The organism is Bradyrhizobium sp. 157 (assembly GCF_023073815.1).
GTDB lineage: Bacteria > Pseudomonadota > Alphaproteobacteria > Rhizobiales > Xanthobacteraceae > Bradyrhizobium.
In genome coordinates this window covers 26705-41991 of record NZ_JADPKF010000021.1, presented here as the reverse complement: position 1 = coordinate 41991, position 15287 = coordinate 26705, and the positions used below count along the sequence as shown (strand labels likewise).

General features: G+C 60.9%; 8 protein-coding genes. 5 read left to right on the top strand and 3 right to left on the bottom strand.

Translation table 11 applies throughout. From position 1 onward, the window contains the following. Nucleotides 1-54: 54 nt before the first annotated feature. Complete coding sequence (locus IVA95_RS04695; protein WP_346657981.1) at nt 55-1908, top strand: type I secretion system permease/ATPase; 1854 nt, start codon at nt 55-57, stop codon at nt 1906-1908. Continuing rightward, complete coding sequence (locus IVA95_RS04690; RefSeq protein ID WP_346657980.1) at nt 1905-3467, top strand: HlyD family type I secretion periplasmic adaptor subunit; 1563 nt, start codon at nt 1905-1907, stop codon at nt 3465-3467. The genes IVA95_RS04695 and IVA95_RS04690 overlap by 4 nt, the downstream gene beginning before the upstream one ends. Before the next feature lie 32 nt (nt 3468-3499). Here the strand turns inward: IVA95_RS04690 and IVA95_RS04685 are convergent, their stop codons facing one another. The 3 genes from IVA95_RS04685 to IVA95_RS04675 form a co-directional block, all read right to left on the bottom strand. After that, nucleotides 3500-4276, bottom strand: a complete 777-nt coding sequence (locus IVA95_RS04685; RefSeq protein ID WP_247509442.1) for a response regulator transcription factor — start codon at nt 4274-4276, stop codon at nt 3500-3502. Nucleotides 4277-4475: 199 nt separating this feature from the next. Continuing rightward, entirely contained in the window at nt 4476-5000 is a 525-nt protein-coding gene (locus tag IVA95_RS04680) for a hypothetical protein (protein ID WP_247509441.1), read from the bottom strand. A gap of 985 nt (nt 5001-5985) precedes the next feature. After that, nucleotides 5986-7809: a hypothetical protein gene (locus IVA95_RS04675; RefSeq protein WP_247509440.1), complete on the bottom strand. Its 1824-nt coding sequence runs from the start codon at nt 7807-7809 to the stop codon at nt 5986-5988. Between the two features lie 669 nt (nt 7810-8478). On the opposite strand from IVA95_RS04675, the gene IVA95_RS04670 reads away from it, so the two are divergent. From IVA95_RS04670 to IVA95_RS04660, 3 genes are read left to right on the top strand one after another with little or no spacing between them, the layout of a single operon-like run. Beyond that, on the top strand, nt 8479-11601 hold the full coding sequence (locus IVA95_RS04670; RefSeq protein ID WP_247509439.1) for an efflux RND transporter permease subunit: 3123 nt from the start codon (nt 8479-8481) through the stop codon (nt 11599-11601). Between the two features lie 46 nt (nt 11602-11647). Beyond that, complete coding sequence (locus IVA95_RS04665; RefSeq protein ID WP_247509438.1) at nt 11648-12082, top strand: hypothetical protein; 435 nt, start codon at nt 11648-11650, stop codon at nt 12080-12082. Between the two features lie 59 nt (nt 12083-12141). Beyond that, nucleotides 12142-15285 carry an efflux RND transporter permease subunit gene (locus tag IVA95_RS04660; RefSeq protein ID WP_247509437.1) on the top strand — a complete coding sequence of 1048 codons (3144 nt, stop codon included), beginning with the start codon at nt 12142-12144 and terminating at the stop codon, nt 15283-15285. Nucleotides 15286-15287 lie beyond the last annotated feature (2 nt).

The window sequence follows — 15287 nt, the reverse complement described above, 5'->3', positions numbered from 1 at the left end:
TTCCGAGGGGCAGAGAACCGGCAGCGGGGGCTGCCGGTTCTCACTTCGCCAGCGATGTCGGCCAAAAGCGAGGCGGGAAGGATCGAACTTCAAATCTCTGGCGGGAACGCAATGCTGACGCCACCGCTTCGGTTGCAAACAATGTCACCAGCGCGAACGCCGTTGAAAACGGCCTTGCGGGCCTGCGTTGGGTCACTCGGGCTCGTTTTCGCGTATAGCTGCAGCTATAATCTTCTTCTCCTAGCGCCTTCGATCTATCTGCTTCAGATCTATGATCGCGTCCTGTCGAGCAGCAGCGGCGCTACGCTGCTGATGCTGACGCTGATTGTTGCGTTTGCCGTCGTGGTTGGCGGCGTGCTTGATGCACTGCGCCGCGCTGCATTGGGTCGAATGGGCGAGTGGCTTGAAGAAGAACTCCATCCGGCAGCGCTCTCCGCGTGCTTCAAATACGCCCATGAGGCCGATCGGGCCCGGGCATCGGAAGCCTATCGCGATCTTGCGATCTTGCGCCAGTTCGCTCAGTCTGGCGCATGCTCGACGCTTTTTGACGCGCTCTGGACGCCGCTCTTCCTCGGCGTTCTCTTCCTCGTGCATCCCTTGCTGGGCGTAATCGGCACACTCAGCGCGTTGCTCTTGCTTGCTCTAGGGCTTGCCGGAGACCGGCTCACGCAAGGCCCGCTGGCCCGATCGGCTGCTGCGCTGACGAGGAGCCACGGATGGTTCGGCATGGCCGTCGGAAACCTCCACGTGATCAGAGCCATGGGAATGCTCGAGGGCGCCACACGCCTGATCCGCGAGGCTGCGCAGGATGCGCGGAGCGAGCAAGAGGTGGCCCAGCGCCGCCACGAAACCATCATGCTGATCTCCAAACCCGTGCGGGCGCTGACGCAAGTAGTGATCATGGGCACTGCCGCCTGGCTCGTCCTCGAGCAGGGCAGAAGTCCGGCGATCATTTTTGCCGCGAGCATGCTGTTCGGACGCGCGCTCCCGCCCGTTGAGGGGGCGATTGCGGGCTGGAAGGCGTTCGCGATGGCTCTCGCCGCCTACCGCCGGCTCAACGACATCATGTCCGCAGTCGCCCCGGCTGCGAACGTCAGGGCTCTCCCGGACCGGCCGAAGGGCGACCTCGTCGTCAACAATGTGGGCGCTGTTCTGCCGGGAGCGAACCATCTGTTCGTGAAGGGCGTGTCGTTTCGTCTTGCGCCGGGTGAATGCCTCGGCATCATCGGTCCATCGGGCGCCGGCAAATCCACGCTCGGCAAGATCATCGCGGGAGTCTCGGCTCCAACGGCAGGTTCGGTGCTGCTCGATGACATGGACATTTCAGCCGCGCGCGATTTGGGCTGCGGCCGGCGGCTTGGATATCTGCCGCAGGATATCGATCTCTTCGGAGAAACCATAAAGGACATCATTGCACGGCTGGACGACGTCGATTTGCAGAAGGTCACTGAAGCAGCAAAGCTGGCCGGCATTCACGAGACGATTATTCGCCTGCCGCAGTCGTACGATACGGTCATCGTTGGCGGAGGCGCCAATCTGCCGCGCGGGTTTCGCCAGCGCGTTGGCCTTGCACGGGCGTTTTTCGGCGATCCGCACCTCGTGGTGCTCGACGAGCCTAACTCCAGCCTCGATGCGCTCGGCGAGCGCATGCTTTTCGACGCTATTGAACGGATGAAGGCGGCAAATACGACTGTCATCATCATCACCCACCGGATCGGGATCCTCGGCGCAACGGACAAGATTGCCATCATGCAGGATGGTGCTGTCAGCGCATTCGGCGACAGCAGAGAAATTTTCGAGAGGTGCTTGGCCCGTCCCCAGGTCGCTTCACGCGAACCCGTGTCGGCTCGTTCCGACCAGAAATACGAAGGCGGCGTCGGCGCCTGGCCGCAGCCGAGCTTGCCATGATCCGCGGCAAACATCGTCACCATCGCTTTGCCCGAGGCGAATGGGATCTCATGAGAATTTCATTCGCTCGCCTCCACATCCGGGCGGTCCAACGGTGGTTGAGATCGGCGGCGCCGACGTTTCGCGACCGGCTTGGCGATCTCAATTGGATCGGCATCAAACGTTTTCACGGCGTTCTGGTCCGGAGGGGATGGGATCGTTTGAAAACTGCAGTCGCGCGCGCCGAGATCTGGGAGGTACCTCGGTGGTTGAGATCGGCGCCGCCAGCGCTCCGCGACCGGCTTCGCGGTATCACCTGGACAGGAAATGTGCTGGCTTTCGGCCTTGTCGTTGGTCTCGGCGCTTGGTCAACCTATGCCCCGCTCGAGAGCGCCGCGGTTGCTGTCGGCACGGTCGAATCCGAGTCGAGCCGCAAGACAATTCAGCACCTTGAGGGTGGCATCATCAGGGAAATTCTGGTTGCGGACGGTGACGTTGTCCACGCTGGGCAAACGCTGATCTTGTTGGAGGACACCAAGGCCCGTGCCGAAGCGCAGAGCCTGCAAGGCCAGTTGTGGGAGGCGACGGCACGAGAAGCACGGCTGAAAGCGGAACAGCGCGGAGAAGAGCGGGTATCGTTTCCAGCCAGGCTGGAGATGGCGCAGATGGCGAGTCCGTCGGTCGCCGATGTCCTTGCGGGCCAGCAAGCCATCTTCGAAACGCGCCGGCAGGTCTTTCAATCGCAAGCGGCGGTAAATCGGGAGAAGAGGTCGCAGGTGGAAAAAGAGATCGAGGGCCTCAGGGCGCAGGAAAGCGCGGCCGCAAGGCGCATCGACATTGTCCGCGAGGAAGCGGCAACCGTCGCCACGCTTGTCAGCAAGGGACTTGAACGGCGCCCGCGCCTGCTGAACCTCGAGCGAGAGATCGCTGACATCGAGGGACGGCGGGGGGAGATTGTCGCTCAGATATCGCGCGCGGGGCAGGTTATCAACGAATCCGAGGCCGTTCTCCTCAAGCTGGAGCATGATCGTCAAAACGAGATCGCGCAGTCGCTGCGCGAGGTACAGAACCAGATCTTTCAGATATGGGAACGACTGCGGGCGGCCGACGACCAACTCTCACGAACGGCGGTCAAGGCGCCCGAGGACGGCGTTGTAACCGACCTGAGGATCCATACGACAGGTGGCGTGATCGGCGCCGGGGCACCTCTCATGGATCTGGTTCCGCGTCAAGATCGGCTCATCGTGATTGCGCGTGTCAGGCCCGAAGACATCGATGTGGTCCGTCCTGGACTGAGTGCCGATGTCAATCTTCTGCCCTACAATCAGCGCCAGGTGCCACGGCTCCATGGCACCGTGATGCACGTTTCCGCCGACCGTCTGGTCGACAAGCGCACAGATCAATCCTACTACGCAACGAAGATTCGGGTGCAGGATCCGGCGGGCGCCGGCGTCGATGGTTTCCAGATTATTCCCGGAATGCCGGCCCAGGTGTTCATCAAGACGGGTCGCGGCACCGTGGCGCTCTACGCTCTCAGACCTCTGCTCGACAGCTTCCACGGCGCGTTCCGCGAGGATTAAGCTGCGACCAGAACTGCGAGCTCTGGCAGCTCTCAAGATGACCGCACGCGTGAGGGCCGCGCATGATCGTTGGCTCGGCTCCAGCGAACGACCGCCTCGGTGCGGTTATGCGCGGAGCATTTTCGCATGATACGTTGAATATGCATTTTCACGGTGTTTTCCGAAAGGTTGAGCCTGACGGCAATCAACTTGTTGGGAAGGCCGAGCTGCAGCGCCTCGAGCACATGTTGTTCGCGTGGCGTAAGCTCACCCATCGTCTTCTCCGGCACAATCCTGGTGGCGCCGTTACCCTCGTTAGTTCCGAATAGCTCGAGCGCGTCGGGACATTCCGATATCGCCTTGAGGCTCGACGTTCCATTTTGCCCAACGATCGGTAACGGTCGGTAGACCCCACCGGCGAGAACCAGGCGTAGTCCTGCGATAGCGACTTCGATCGGGATCGATGTCGGAAAAAAGCCGCGCACTCCCCGTTGCATCGCAGCTGAAGTCGTCGCGTCGTCGTCGCGATTTGACAAAACAGCAACGGACGCCTTTGGGCAGGATTCTGCGAGGAGGGCGAGGCTCTCCTCGATCGAAGGGTCGGTGATCTGCTTGTTCCCGATATTCAGCGCAATCAAGCGGATGTCTCTGCCTGATAGCCAGTTCAGGCCACTCGTCGTTGCCATCTCGACGATCTCGAATCCAGTGAGTTCTCTCTTGAGGATATTGAGGATGCACGTACGCGCCAGGACATGCTGCTCGATGATCACGATCACCGGTGAGTTTTGTGACCCCTGGGCTAGTTCCGCGAGATTAGTAAGATCGTCCATGATATCCCCGAGTTCAGAGAAACGCTGAGCACTCCACCAGTTTTGATTCCATTTTCCATGGAGCAAGTCTGCCCCACACACTCTGCAGCGAATTGCCGATCGCTACGTTGTTCCCGAAATTCGAATTCGTTCGCAGGAACGTCGTCAGGACCTTCTGGTCCGTCGCAAAAGATCTTGGCAGCGGTTCTGTTGTTCCAGGCTAGCTGCTGCAAATATTGCGATACGCGCTCGCCGCCGCCGAATTCGCGGGGCCATCGACGACGTATGCTTCATCTTCCGTCACGAGATATAGAAACGGCCTATCTCCGGTATCTTCGCCCGACGCGTTTTTTCCTCTGACACGGCCGCAAATGGTGTCGACGGACTTCCCGAGCGTATTTTTGCGGGTGGCCCGTTTCATCTCACCGAACTCGGCAGATGTCGGGTCCTCCAACTTCGCAGCAATCGTAGTCTTCGCCTTGATGATGACCGGATCGGACGTCTCAGCGGGCCGACCAGATGCCGGAGCCCCGACTTTCGCTTCGATCACAGTGGACTTCGCCTTTTTCTCTGGGGGTTGCGGCCTGTCGCGGACGTGGGCAATCGACGGCTCTTCCGTCGTCTTCGTCGCGATCGTGGACTTGACTTTTGTTGTCGCGGAATTGGTCTTGGATGACGCTGTCGCCGGTTCAATCGACCGACCGACCGCCATCCCGTTGAGACAGCCGGACCCGCCCGCGTCCATGCACGCGTCCAAGCTCGCTTGCGGCGGTAAAAGGCAGCTACAGCCAACCAGGGTCGCAGCCAGAGCACTAATGAGAAGCGTTCTCATGCTAATCCCTCATAAGGGGCCTGAGTTCCGCTCGCACTTCTTGCGGCGATCTAATGTTGCGCTGGTTGTCTATCATTTGCGCAAAAGTATTAACTGCTGCTTAAGCGCCCGTCCGTTGCCGAGCTCGCTCGTGAGTTCGCGATCGTGTGGCATAAACGTTTGATCGCCGCACCAGCGGTCCGGAAAATTTGTGCTCAGTGATCCAAGATGAGTTTTGCAACAGTATCGGCACGAAAGCAGACCTGAACATCGTCTCGATGAAAGTTCATTGTGGTTCGGCCCCTCGGCATGGTTTGGCTTGCAGCGCACTTCGCAAAATTCTCTGCCTTGAACGCCGACAAGCTGGAAATGCTGAAAGCAAACTCGTCCGCTACCGACACTGAGCTGAGCGGGGGCTGGTAAAGAAGTTAGCCTGGCTTGCGATGTTCGCCAGCAACTGCCCGCCCGTTCCACCGGATCGCGCTCATCCTCTCTTCGTGCTCGGGATCGCTAGTGCATTCGTTGCTTACTGGAACTACCATAAATCCGGATAGCGAGAGCGCTGGTATGGATGACGACCGACACAAGCATCAGTCGTTTGCTTCGCACCGGAAATCCGCCGGGATCGTAATCGGATTTCGCTGGTGTGCTTCCTAAAGGGGAAACGCAGGAGCTGAAGGTTTATAACGCGCTACTCGCCGCCCCATTTGCGGCTCCTGCGCTCTATACTGGCGCGTGGAAACGCGCACCGTCGCTCTGACCGAAAACGCAACTGCATTTTTCCCCCTAACCGGGAGTCATCAATCTTCTTGCGTTCATTCTGGGGAGGGGCGGCGCTGAAGCGGCCTGCTCAATCTATCGGTCATGACGATGCTTCCAGGATTTTGGCTCGTTCTCTAAGCGCCGGACGCCCGACGGATCAAAAATTGAGCTGGATCAGTCCGAATGCACCATGCGCGATCTTTCCCGTGCCGCCGCTGCTCACCGGATAGTCCCAGTTGGCTGAATATTCCACGGCCACCTTCAGCCCATCCATCACCCACTCGCCTCCGGTGAGGAAAAGCCGGTGTTGCGGGACGAATCCGATCCGGGTTGGTACGCCGCTTTGCAGGATCGATACGCCCGCCATGTCTTTGCTGCCGGAATATCCCACCGAGATGTAATTGCCCTGCGCACCGATCTCCGTTATCCATGGGTTCCAGTCAAACTGGTAGGCAATCGAGGCCTGCCAAGTCATCGGCATCATGTTCCGAGCAATGCCGAGCCCATCGATAAACCTGGCGTCCTGAACTGCGGCATTTACCTCGCCCACGAACGCGAATGGGCCGAAACTGGTTTTGAGGCTCGCGGCCACTCCGGGAATCCGGCCGATCTGACTCAGGAACGGCAGGTACGACGAATGCAGAAATCTGCTTTCGAAAACGGAGGTGTTGTAGTCGACATGGAAGTCAAGGGTCCATGGACAAATCAGCGAGTCCTTCAACTGGTCATAAGGTACGCCGCAATGGCCTCTCGTCCGGAAGCCGAGACTGGCATTGTAATCGTCGATTTTCGTCCGGCCGGGGATGATGCTTTCGCTGCCTCTGTAGGTCATGACTGAGCCGTAGAAGGGCGCCGGGTCGAAGGGGAATGTGACTGGCGTAGGCCGGAACGGCCGCTCAGGGAGCGGAGTGTAGCCGAGCCAACGCATCAGTTGGCTCACGGCCGGTGCGACGACCAACGGACTAACGCGTGGAACGACGACAGGCGCCGGCAGCGGCTGCCGCGCTGGGGTTGGCCAGGCGAATTCGAGGCCTCCCGCGGTCTGACGGTTTTCAAACACCTCGGTTGTCAGAGGAGTGCCGATCGATAGCGTATCCAGGCGTGCCACGCCTGTGGACGTACCGAAATGCAAAACCTCTACTCCGAAGCGGGCCGCGATCGGGAATTGCATCAGATCGCCGACTGAAATGTGAGTTCGATCAAGCGTGAAGCGATCCACGCCTACGCCGGGGAGGTTGGTCGGCACCACTGGTTGGTTCCCGGTCGGGAATATTGCGCCAGTGCCATTGTCGAAGTGCAGAACCAGAGCACCGGTCAACCAGTCGCCGAGTTTAATATCGAAGTCTAATTCCGCCGTGCCCAGAGCCAGGTCTTCCTTGGTGGGTCCGTCGAATGATCCGGTTCGCGAGGCCAGCCCTTCGACCACGCCGCTAAGCGCGAGGAAACTATTGATCTTCGGCCCGGTCTTTGAAAGCGAGTCGCGGATGATCTGGCGCGTTGCGTTCTCCTGAGCCGCCCAGACGATTTCCAACTCTCTTACGCGCACGCCGAGCGGCCTCTTCGCTGCGGCTTCGGACAAATCCGGCTCGGGCAGAGCGGGCGGAGCCTCAACCACCGGTGCCGGTTTCGCTGCAGCAGCGACGGCTGTCGGACGCTCATACGTCGCTGCAGGCTTGGTCCGCCGCGCCGTCGGCGCGCTCTCCAAAGTACTCAGGCGCTGGGAAAGTTTGCGGTTCTCTGCCTTCAGCTCCTGGAGCATGCGCCGGAGATCTGCCACGTCCTCATTCTCTGCGGCGGCGGCACAAGGAGGAACGAGCAGTGCGAGGCTCAACAACAATGCCGGCGTAGCGCGAACGATCAACGGGTAAACGGTGCAGACGCGCTGCCAACCCTGCTCAGTTGTCTCGACCGTGCCAATTTCTGCCGCGCGCCGGCGTTGCTTGGATCCGGCAACGAACTCGTCCCGCTTACCCCAGATCATACGCGGCCCCATCACTACCGCAGATCGACGCCACCCAACCAGTCGAGCCAACCGGCTCATAACAATTCCGCTCGCGTAATCGGACTGTCTCAGCCAGCGCATCCTCCGTCAAGGCGATTGCAGAGAACCGTCCGACTCAGCATCGGCACAGTTAACAAATGCAGGCGAAGCGATGTATCCGAACCAAGAGAGACAGCCGCGACACCGCTTGACTAGGCTCGTCGACTTGAGGTTGCCGCAAAATATATCTTTCGATTCCTACAATGTATCTTTTGATTTCGCACATAGGCCAAAAGCACATAACCGCAAATGGGGAATTATCCAGTTAGCCAACAGGCAGTTGAGTAAGCACCACTAACTTGAATCGCCAACAGATCGCCATCAAAGTGTCTTGCTCGCCGATCTTGGCCTGGGAAAATACGGCAATGTTGTAATCTAACGGGCACATAACCCACATTAGCGAGGCCGAATTGCAGCGACGATACGGCTGAGGATCGATAGGAAAAATTGGAACTTATTGTGAAGTAGATTGCAGCGTTAGGTAGAAAATCGGTGTTCAACTGCTCTGGCGGGCGGAGTTCGACTTCAGCTAGACGTCAAATACAGCCAGAGGCCAAATACAGCTAGAGGTCAAATACAACCAGAGGTCAAAGAGGGGGCGCAGCGATGTTGGCATGGCTCATTTCCTCCAGCGTGCGTTTACGCACCCTCGTTGTAGTTGGTGCTGCCGGCCTTCTGATCCTCGGCGCCGTCGGCGCCAGTAACAGGCCGCTAGACGTCATCCCCGAACTGGCGCTGCCTTCGCTCACTGTGAAGACGGAATCACTTGGCCTCTCCAGCGCCGAGGTCGAATCGTTGATTACCGTGCCGCTGGAGGCGGACCTGCTTAACGGTGTGCCGTGGCTCCAGGTCATCCAGTCGGAATCGATGGCGGGACTTTCGACGATCGAGATGATCTTCGCGCCCGGCACCGATCTGATGAAAGCACGCCAGATGGTGCAGGAACGGCTGACGCAGGCGCACGCACTGCCGAACGTCTCCAGCCCGCCGGTTATGCTTCAGCCGGTTTCCTCGGCCAGCCGAGTGATGAACATCGGCCTGAGCTCGAAATCCGTCTCGCTGATCGACATGTCCGTTCAGGCGCGCTGGAATATCGCACCACGCCTCGCCGGGGTTCCGGGTGTGGCGAATGTGTCGATATGGGGTCAGCGCGAGCGGCAGGTGCAGGTGCTTGTCGACGCCCGAAACCTGAACAAGAAGGGCGTCAAGCTCGATCAGGTGATCAAGACGACCGGTGAGGCGGTGTGGTCTTCGCCGCTCACCTACCTGAACTCATCCACGCCCGGCACCGGCGGCTTCATCGAAACGCCGAACCAGCGGCTCAGCATCCGTCACCAACTGCCGATCTCTACTGTGGGTACCTTCGCCAAGGTGCCGCTCAGCGGCACGACCACGAGCGTTGGCGACGTCGCCTATCTCGTCGAGGGTCATCAGGCGCTGATCGGAGACGCCATCGTCGGCGAAAACCCCGGCCTGATGGTGGCGATCGAGAAGTTCCCCGGCTTCAACACATTGGACGTAACGCGCGGCGTTGAACGCGCGCTCAATGAACTGAAACCCGGGCTGCCCGGCATCGAGATCAATACGACCATCTACCATCCCGCGAGCTTCATCGAACGCGCGACCAGCAATCTGGGCAAGGCCATGCTCATCTCGATCATCCTGGCCGCCATCGTGCTTGGCCTTGTGATGGGCAGCTGGAGGACCGCGGTTATCGCCCTGGCCGCGATCTCATTGTCATTCGTCTGCGCTGAACTACTGTTAAAGGCCGCCGGAATCCCGTTCAGCATGATCGTCGTCGGCGGCCTGCTGATGGCGTCCGGCGTGATCGTGCATGACAGCATAATCGACGTCGAAAATGTGCTGCATCGCTTGCGTGTGCCGCAACGCGACGGTCGGTCCGGCTTCATGGTCGTCGTCCGTGCGATGCTGGAAACGCGCCGGCCGATGCTGTACGCGTCGCTGATCGTCTTGCTCGCGGTGCTGCCAGTTCTGTTCATGCAGAGTCGGTCCGCCGCGTTCTTCGCGCCGATGGCCTGGGCCTATATCGCTGCCGTGTCCATCTCGATGCTGGTGGCGTTGATCGTGACCCCCGCGCTGGCCGCGGTGCTGCTCGCCAATGCGCCACTGACCCCGACGGGCGGTTGGGTCATCAATAGGTTGGCCAAGCCTTTCGATCGGATCGTCGGCCGCGTCATCCACGCGCCGCTCGCCTGCATCGGCGCCTGCGTCGCGGCGGCGATCGCGTGCTTCGCGCTCTGGAGCCCGCTGGAACGCGATATGGTGCCTAGCTTCAGAGAAACGGATCTGCTGATCGAATGGCAGGGTCCGCCCGGCACCTCGCTGCAGGCGATGACCCGATCGACCGAGAACCTGATCCGTGACCTGCGGCAGATCCCGGGAGTGCAGAACGCTTTCGCCAATCTCGGACGGGCCGTGCTTTGTAACTGCGAACGCGCAACGGACGTCAATGCAGGGCACGTGTGGGTCAACATCGATCCGAAAGCCGATCGCGAAGCAACGGTTGATGCCGTCGAAGCTGCCATCGCTGCCTATCCCGGGATGCGTGGCAAGCTTGGGACATACCTGTCCACGAAGCTGCGCGAGGCGCTCACCGGCGACCCGGATAGCCTCACGGTCCGTGTCTATGGCAACAGCCTTGAGATCATACGCGCCAAGGCGGAGGAGATCCGCGCAGCGATGGCGAAGATTCCCGGCATTGAAAATCCCCGGGTCGAATTACAGGTCGAAGAACCCTCGATCGAAGTCAAGGTGGATGTCGATCGCGCGGCTGGTTACGGCCTGAAGCCGGGCGACATCCGTAGGGCGACCTCGGCGATGGTCGGCGGCATCACCGTCGGTGCCCTTTTCGAAGATCAGAAGGTTTTCGACGTGGTTGTCTGGGGGCGCCCGGAGCTGCGCGACAACATCGATGACGTGCGGAATCTGATGATTATTAGCGAGAGCGGGTCTCAGATTCGTCTGGCTGAGGTTGCGGACGTCCGCATCGCGCCGGCCACCAGCATCATCCAGCGACAGGGGTCCTCGCGTCGTATCGATGTTTCCGCGAAAGTGGACGAGCGGGCGCTCGGTGATGTGGCGGATGATGTCGCCAGGAATGTCAAACAGATCGCATTTCCGTTCGAGCACCGTGCCGAGGTGCTCGGCGAATACAAGGAACAGCGAGCCGCCCTGCGATCGATATACAGCTACATGGCGGCGGCGGTGGTGTTGATGTTCCTGCTGACGCAGGCGGTGCTCCGCAGCTGGACACTCAGCGCCCTGTCGCTGCTCGGCGTACCGGTCGCTGCACTCGGCGGCCTCGCGGCGGCCGCAATCAATGACAGTCACTTCTCGCTTGGTTCTCTGTTGGGTCTGGCAGCGGTGCTCGCACTGATGGTGCGGCAGGGCATCGGTCTGGTCGCCCATTTCCAGCATCTGCAATTGAACGAGGGTGAGCCGTTCGGCGAAACGCTGGTACGTCGCGGCGTTCAGGAACAGTTCCCGAGCATCATCGCGTCGTCGGTGACGACGTTCGCGCTGGTGCTTCCGTTCGCGATCATGGGTGATGTCGCCGGACTCGAAATCGCGCACCCGCTCGCGCTCTCGGTCTTGGGCGGCGTCGTTACCATGACGCTGGGAACATTGTTCGTGCTGCCGGCGCTTTACCTGCGGTTCGGCGCCGGCTGGACCGCCGACCGGCTCGATCTTGAAATGGAGACCGCGTCATGACCGCCGCGCGCTTCACTTCGAACGTTGTGAAAAGGAGAAACATCTCATGACGCGCTTCAGCGTATTGATGGTCGCGGCGTCCACCGCCTGCCTCGCCGCGTCGTGTGTCTCAGCCGCGGCCGCGGAGTCGGACGTCAAGAAGAGCGCGCCCGCGCGGGTCGAGGCCACGAATGACGCAAAGATCAAAAAGATCACGCTCACGCCAAAAGCGGCGGAACGGCTCGGCATCCTCATTGACGAGGTGCGCGCCGATCCGTCGGGCCGCCGGATCGTGCCATACGCATCTGTTCTCTACGACCTGACCGGAAAGACGTGGGTCTATATCAGCGCCGATCCGTTGACCTTCGTTCGCGGCGCGGTGGTGATCGATACCATCAAGGGCGACAACGTGTACCTGACTGACGGGCCACCCACCGGCACGAAGGTGCTTGCGGCGGGAGTGCCGGAGGTCTTCGGAACAGAGGTGAAGGTAGGTCACTAGCTGCGCGTCGAAATTGTTTTTCCACAGCGGCTTCGGCCCGAGTGGGGGGATGTTTTCCGATGATGAGGCTGATTATTGGCTCTAGTCTGCGCTTTCGTTATCTCGTCCTCGCCCTTGGCGTGGTGCTGATCTGGTTTGGCCTGGCGCGCCTGCGCGACGTGCCAGTGGATGTATTCCCGGAATTCGCGCCGCCGCGGGTCGAGATCCAGACCATCTGTCTTGGGCTTTCATCCGCCGAAGTTGAGCAACTTGTCTCGGTGCCGCTGGAAAACGCGCTCAACGGCGTCCCTGGCGTCGACGTGATGCGGTCGAAGTCGGTGCCGCAACTGTCGTCGATCCTGCTGATCTTCAAGCCGGGTGCCGACGAAATCCGCGCGCGGCAACTGGTCAGCGAGCGGATGGCGCTCGCGAGCAAGACCCTGCCGACATGGGCCTCGCCGCCCTTCATGATGCCGCCATTGTCCTCGACCAGCCGGATCATGAAGGTCGGCATTACCTCAAAGGACAAGTCCGTGATGGACTTGTCGATGCTCGCCTATTGGACGATCCGGCAGCGGTTGCTCGGCGTTCCCGGCGTTGCGAACGTCGCGATCTGGGGAGAGCAGCTCAAGATGCTTCAGGTCATGGTTGATCCGAAGCGCTTGGCCGACGTCAACGTGACGCTCGACCAGCTGCAGGAGGCGGTTTCCGATGCCCTCGACGTTGGCCTGCTGCGCTATGCCCGCGGCGCGCATATCGGCACCGGCGGCTTCGTCGAAACACCCAATCAGCGCTTTCAACTCAGCTTCGTCGGCGTCGGCGTTACGCCGGAGACGCTGGCCAAGGTGCCGGTGACCAAACCGGCCGGGAAGCCGCCGCTATTGCTGAGCGACGTGGCCAATCTTGTCTACGCACCGCAGGGCATGATTGGCGATGCCATTATCAACGACGGCCCGGGCCTCATGCTCATCGTCGAAAAATTCCCATGGGGCAACACGCTCGCCGTCACCCGCGGGGTGGAGGAGGCGCTGGAGAGGATGAAGCCCGGCCTTCCAGGGGTTGAGATCGACACTACAATCTTCCGGCCAGCGACTTTCGTCGAGGACTCGATCGCCAATCTGTCGTGGGCGTTATTGCTGGGCTGCGTGCTGGTCGTGGGAATCATATTCATCTTCCTTTACGAATTGCGCACCGCGATCGTCTGCATCGTCGCCATTCCGCTGTCGCTGCTCGCGGCGGGCCTCGTCCTGTTCCAGGCCGGCGCCACCGTCAACACGATGATGCTGGCGGGCTTCGTGATCGCGTTGGGGATCGTCGTCGACGACGCGATCATCGACGTCGAGAACATCATGCGGCGCCTGCGTCTCGCGCGGCGGGCGGGCGATGCGCGGAGCACCGCGCGCATCATTCTGGACGCTTCGCTCGAGGTGCGGGCGCCGATCGTTTACGCTACGCTCATCGTGGTCGTCGCGGTCGTGCCCGTGCTGTTCATGGAAGGCCTGACTGGATCCTTCTTTAAGCCGCTGATTACGGCCTATGTGCTCGCGATTGCAGCCTCGCTCGTCGTGGCGATGACGGTGACCCCGGCGCTTTGTCTCCTCCTGCTGCATAACGCGCGGCTCGAAGGGCGCGAATCGCCGGTAATCGTCTGGCTGCAGCGCCGCTACGCGCCCTTGCTGGAACGGGCCACTCGAACGCCGCGCGCGGCCTATGTCGCCGTCGGTGTCGTGACGCTCGTGGGGATCTGCGTTTGGCCACTGCTCGGGCACTCGCTGCTGCCTTCGTTCAAGGAGCGCGACTTCCTGATGCACTGGGTCACCACCCCCGACACGTCGCTTCCGGAGATGCTGCGCATCACCACCCGCGCCAGCAGGGAGCTGCGCGCCATTCCGGGGGTGCGCAACTTCGGTGCTCATATCGGCCAGGCCTTCGCCGCCGATGAGGTCTACGGCGTCCATTTCGGGGAGAACTGGATCAGCATCAGCAAAGACGCCGACTACGACAAGACCTATGCCAAGGTCGAGGAAATGGTGGACGGCTATCCCGGCCTCTACCGCGATGTGCAGACCTATCTGAAGGAACGCATTCGCGAGGTCCTGACCGGGGCTGGCGAGGCGATCGTCGTCCGCATCTTCGGCCCGGATCTGGAGGTACTGAGGGACAAGGCGGAGGAGGTTCGCGCTGCACTCGCGGACACTCCGGGCCTCGTCAACCTGCACAAGGAGTTGATGGTCGAAGTGCCGCACATTCAGGTGACGGTGAAGCTGGACGAGGCACAACGCCACGGTCTGAAGCCGGGTGATGTCCGGCGTGCCTCCGCGTCACTGATGGCCGGAACCGAGGTCGGCGACATTTTCATCGAGGGACGCACCTACGACGTGCAGGTGTGGACCGCGCCGGAAGCCCGCCACAGCATGGAATCGGTCCGCGACATGTTGATTGACACGCCGACCGGGCAGCGCGTCCGGCTGTCCGAGGTGGCCGATGTCAGCATTCAGCCGACACCAAATGCCATCAAGCGCGAGGCAAGCTCCCGTCGGATCGACGTGCAGGCGAATGTCCGGGGCCACGATCTCGCCGCCGTCGCCGTGGAGGTGCAGTCGCGCCTGCAGAAGATGGCGTTTCCACTTGGCTATTACGCGGTGCTGCAAGGCGAGTATGCGGAACTGCGCGCCAGCCGCGAGCGGCTGCAACTGTTCGCCGTGCTGGCGCTCGCCGGCATACTCATACTTCTGCGACAGTCTTTCGACAGCTGGCGTCTGGCAGCGCTCAGTTTCCTCACCCTTCCTTCGGCGCTGGTGGGCGGCGTCCTCGCGGCGTGGCTCGCGGGCGGCGTAATTTCTCTTGGCTCGTTGATCGGTTTCCTGACCGTGCTTGGCATCGCCGCCCGCAACGGGATAATCATGATCAACCACTTCCAGTATCTGGAACGCCATGAGGGAGAGGCGTTCGGCATGAACCTCGTGCTTCGCGGCGCGAGCGAGCGGTTGCGGCCGATCCTGATGACGACCGGTGCCGCCGGGCTGGCGATTCTGCCGCTGGTGATTTTCGGCGACCTGCCGGGCCACGAGATCGAATATCCGATGGCGGTCGTCATCCTGGGCGGCCTCGTGACATCGACGCTGCTGAACTTGTTTATCTTGCCTGCATTCTATCTCCGTTTCGGCCGCGGTGCCGGCGCGCTGACGGACAGCCTGACTATTCCAGGAACGGCACGAGCATAGGA

Coding starts and splice junctions, on each gene's coding strand:
- IVA95_RS04695 (WP_346657981.1), top strand. CDS start 55: ATGTCGGCCAAAAGCGAGGCGGGAAGGATCGAACTTCAAATCTCTGGC.
- IVA95_RS04690 (WP_346657980.1), top strand. CDS start 1,905: ATGATCCGCGGCAAACATCGTCACCATCGCTTTGCCCGAGGCGAATGG.
- IVA95_RS04685 (WP_247509442.1), bottom strand. CDS start 4,276: ATGGACGATCTTACTAATCTCGCGGAACTAGCCCAGGGGTCACAAAAC.
- IVA95_RS04680 (WP_247509441.1), bottom strand. CDS start 5,000: ATGGACGCGGGCGGGTCCGGCTGTCTCAACGGGATGGCGGTCGGTCGG.
- IVA95_RS04675 (WP_247509440.1), bottom strand. CDS start 7,809: ATGATCTGGGGTAAGCGGGACGAGTTCGTTGCCGGATCCAAGCAACGC.
- IVA95_RS04665 (WP_247509438.1), top strand. CDS start 11,648: ATGACGCGCTTCAGCGTATTGATGGTCGCGGCGTCCACCGCCTGCCTC.
- IVA95_RS04660 (WP_247509437.1), top strand. CDS start 12,142: ATGATGAGGCTGATTATTGGCTCTAGTCTGCGCTTTCGTTATCTCGTC.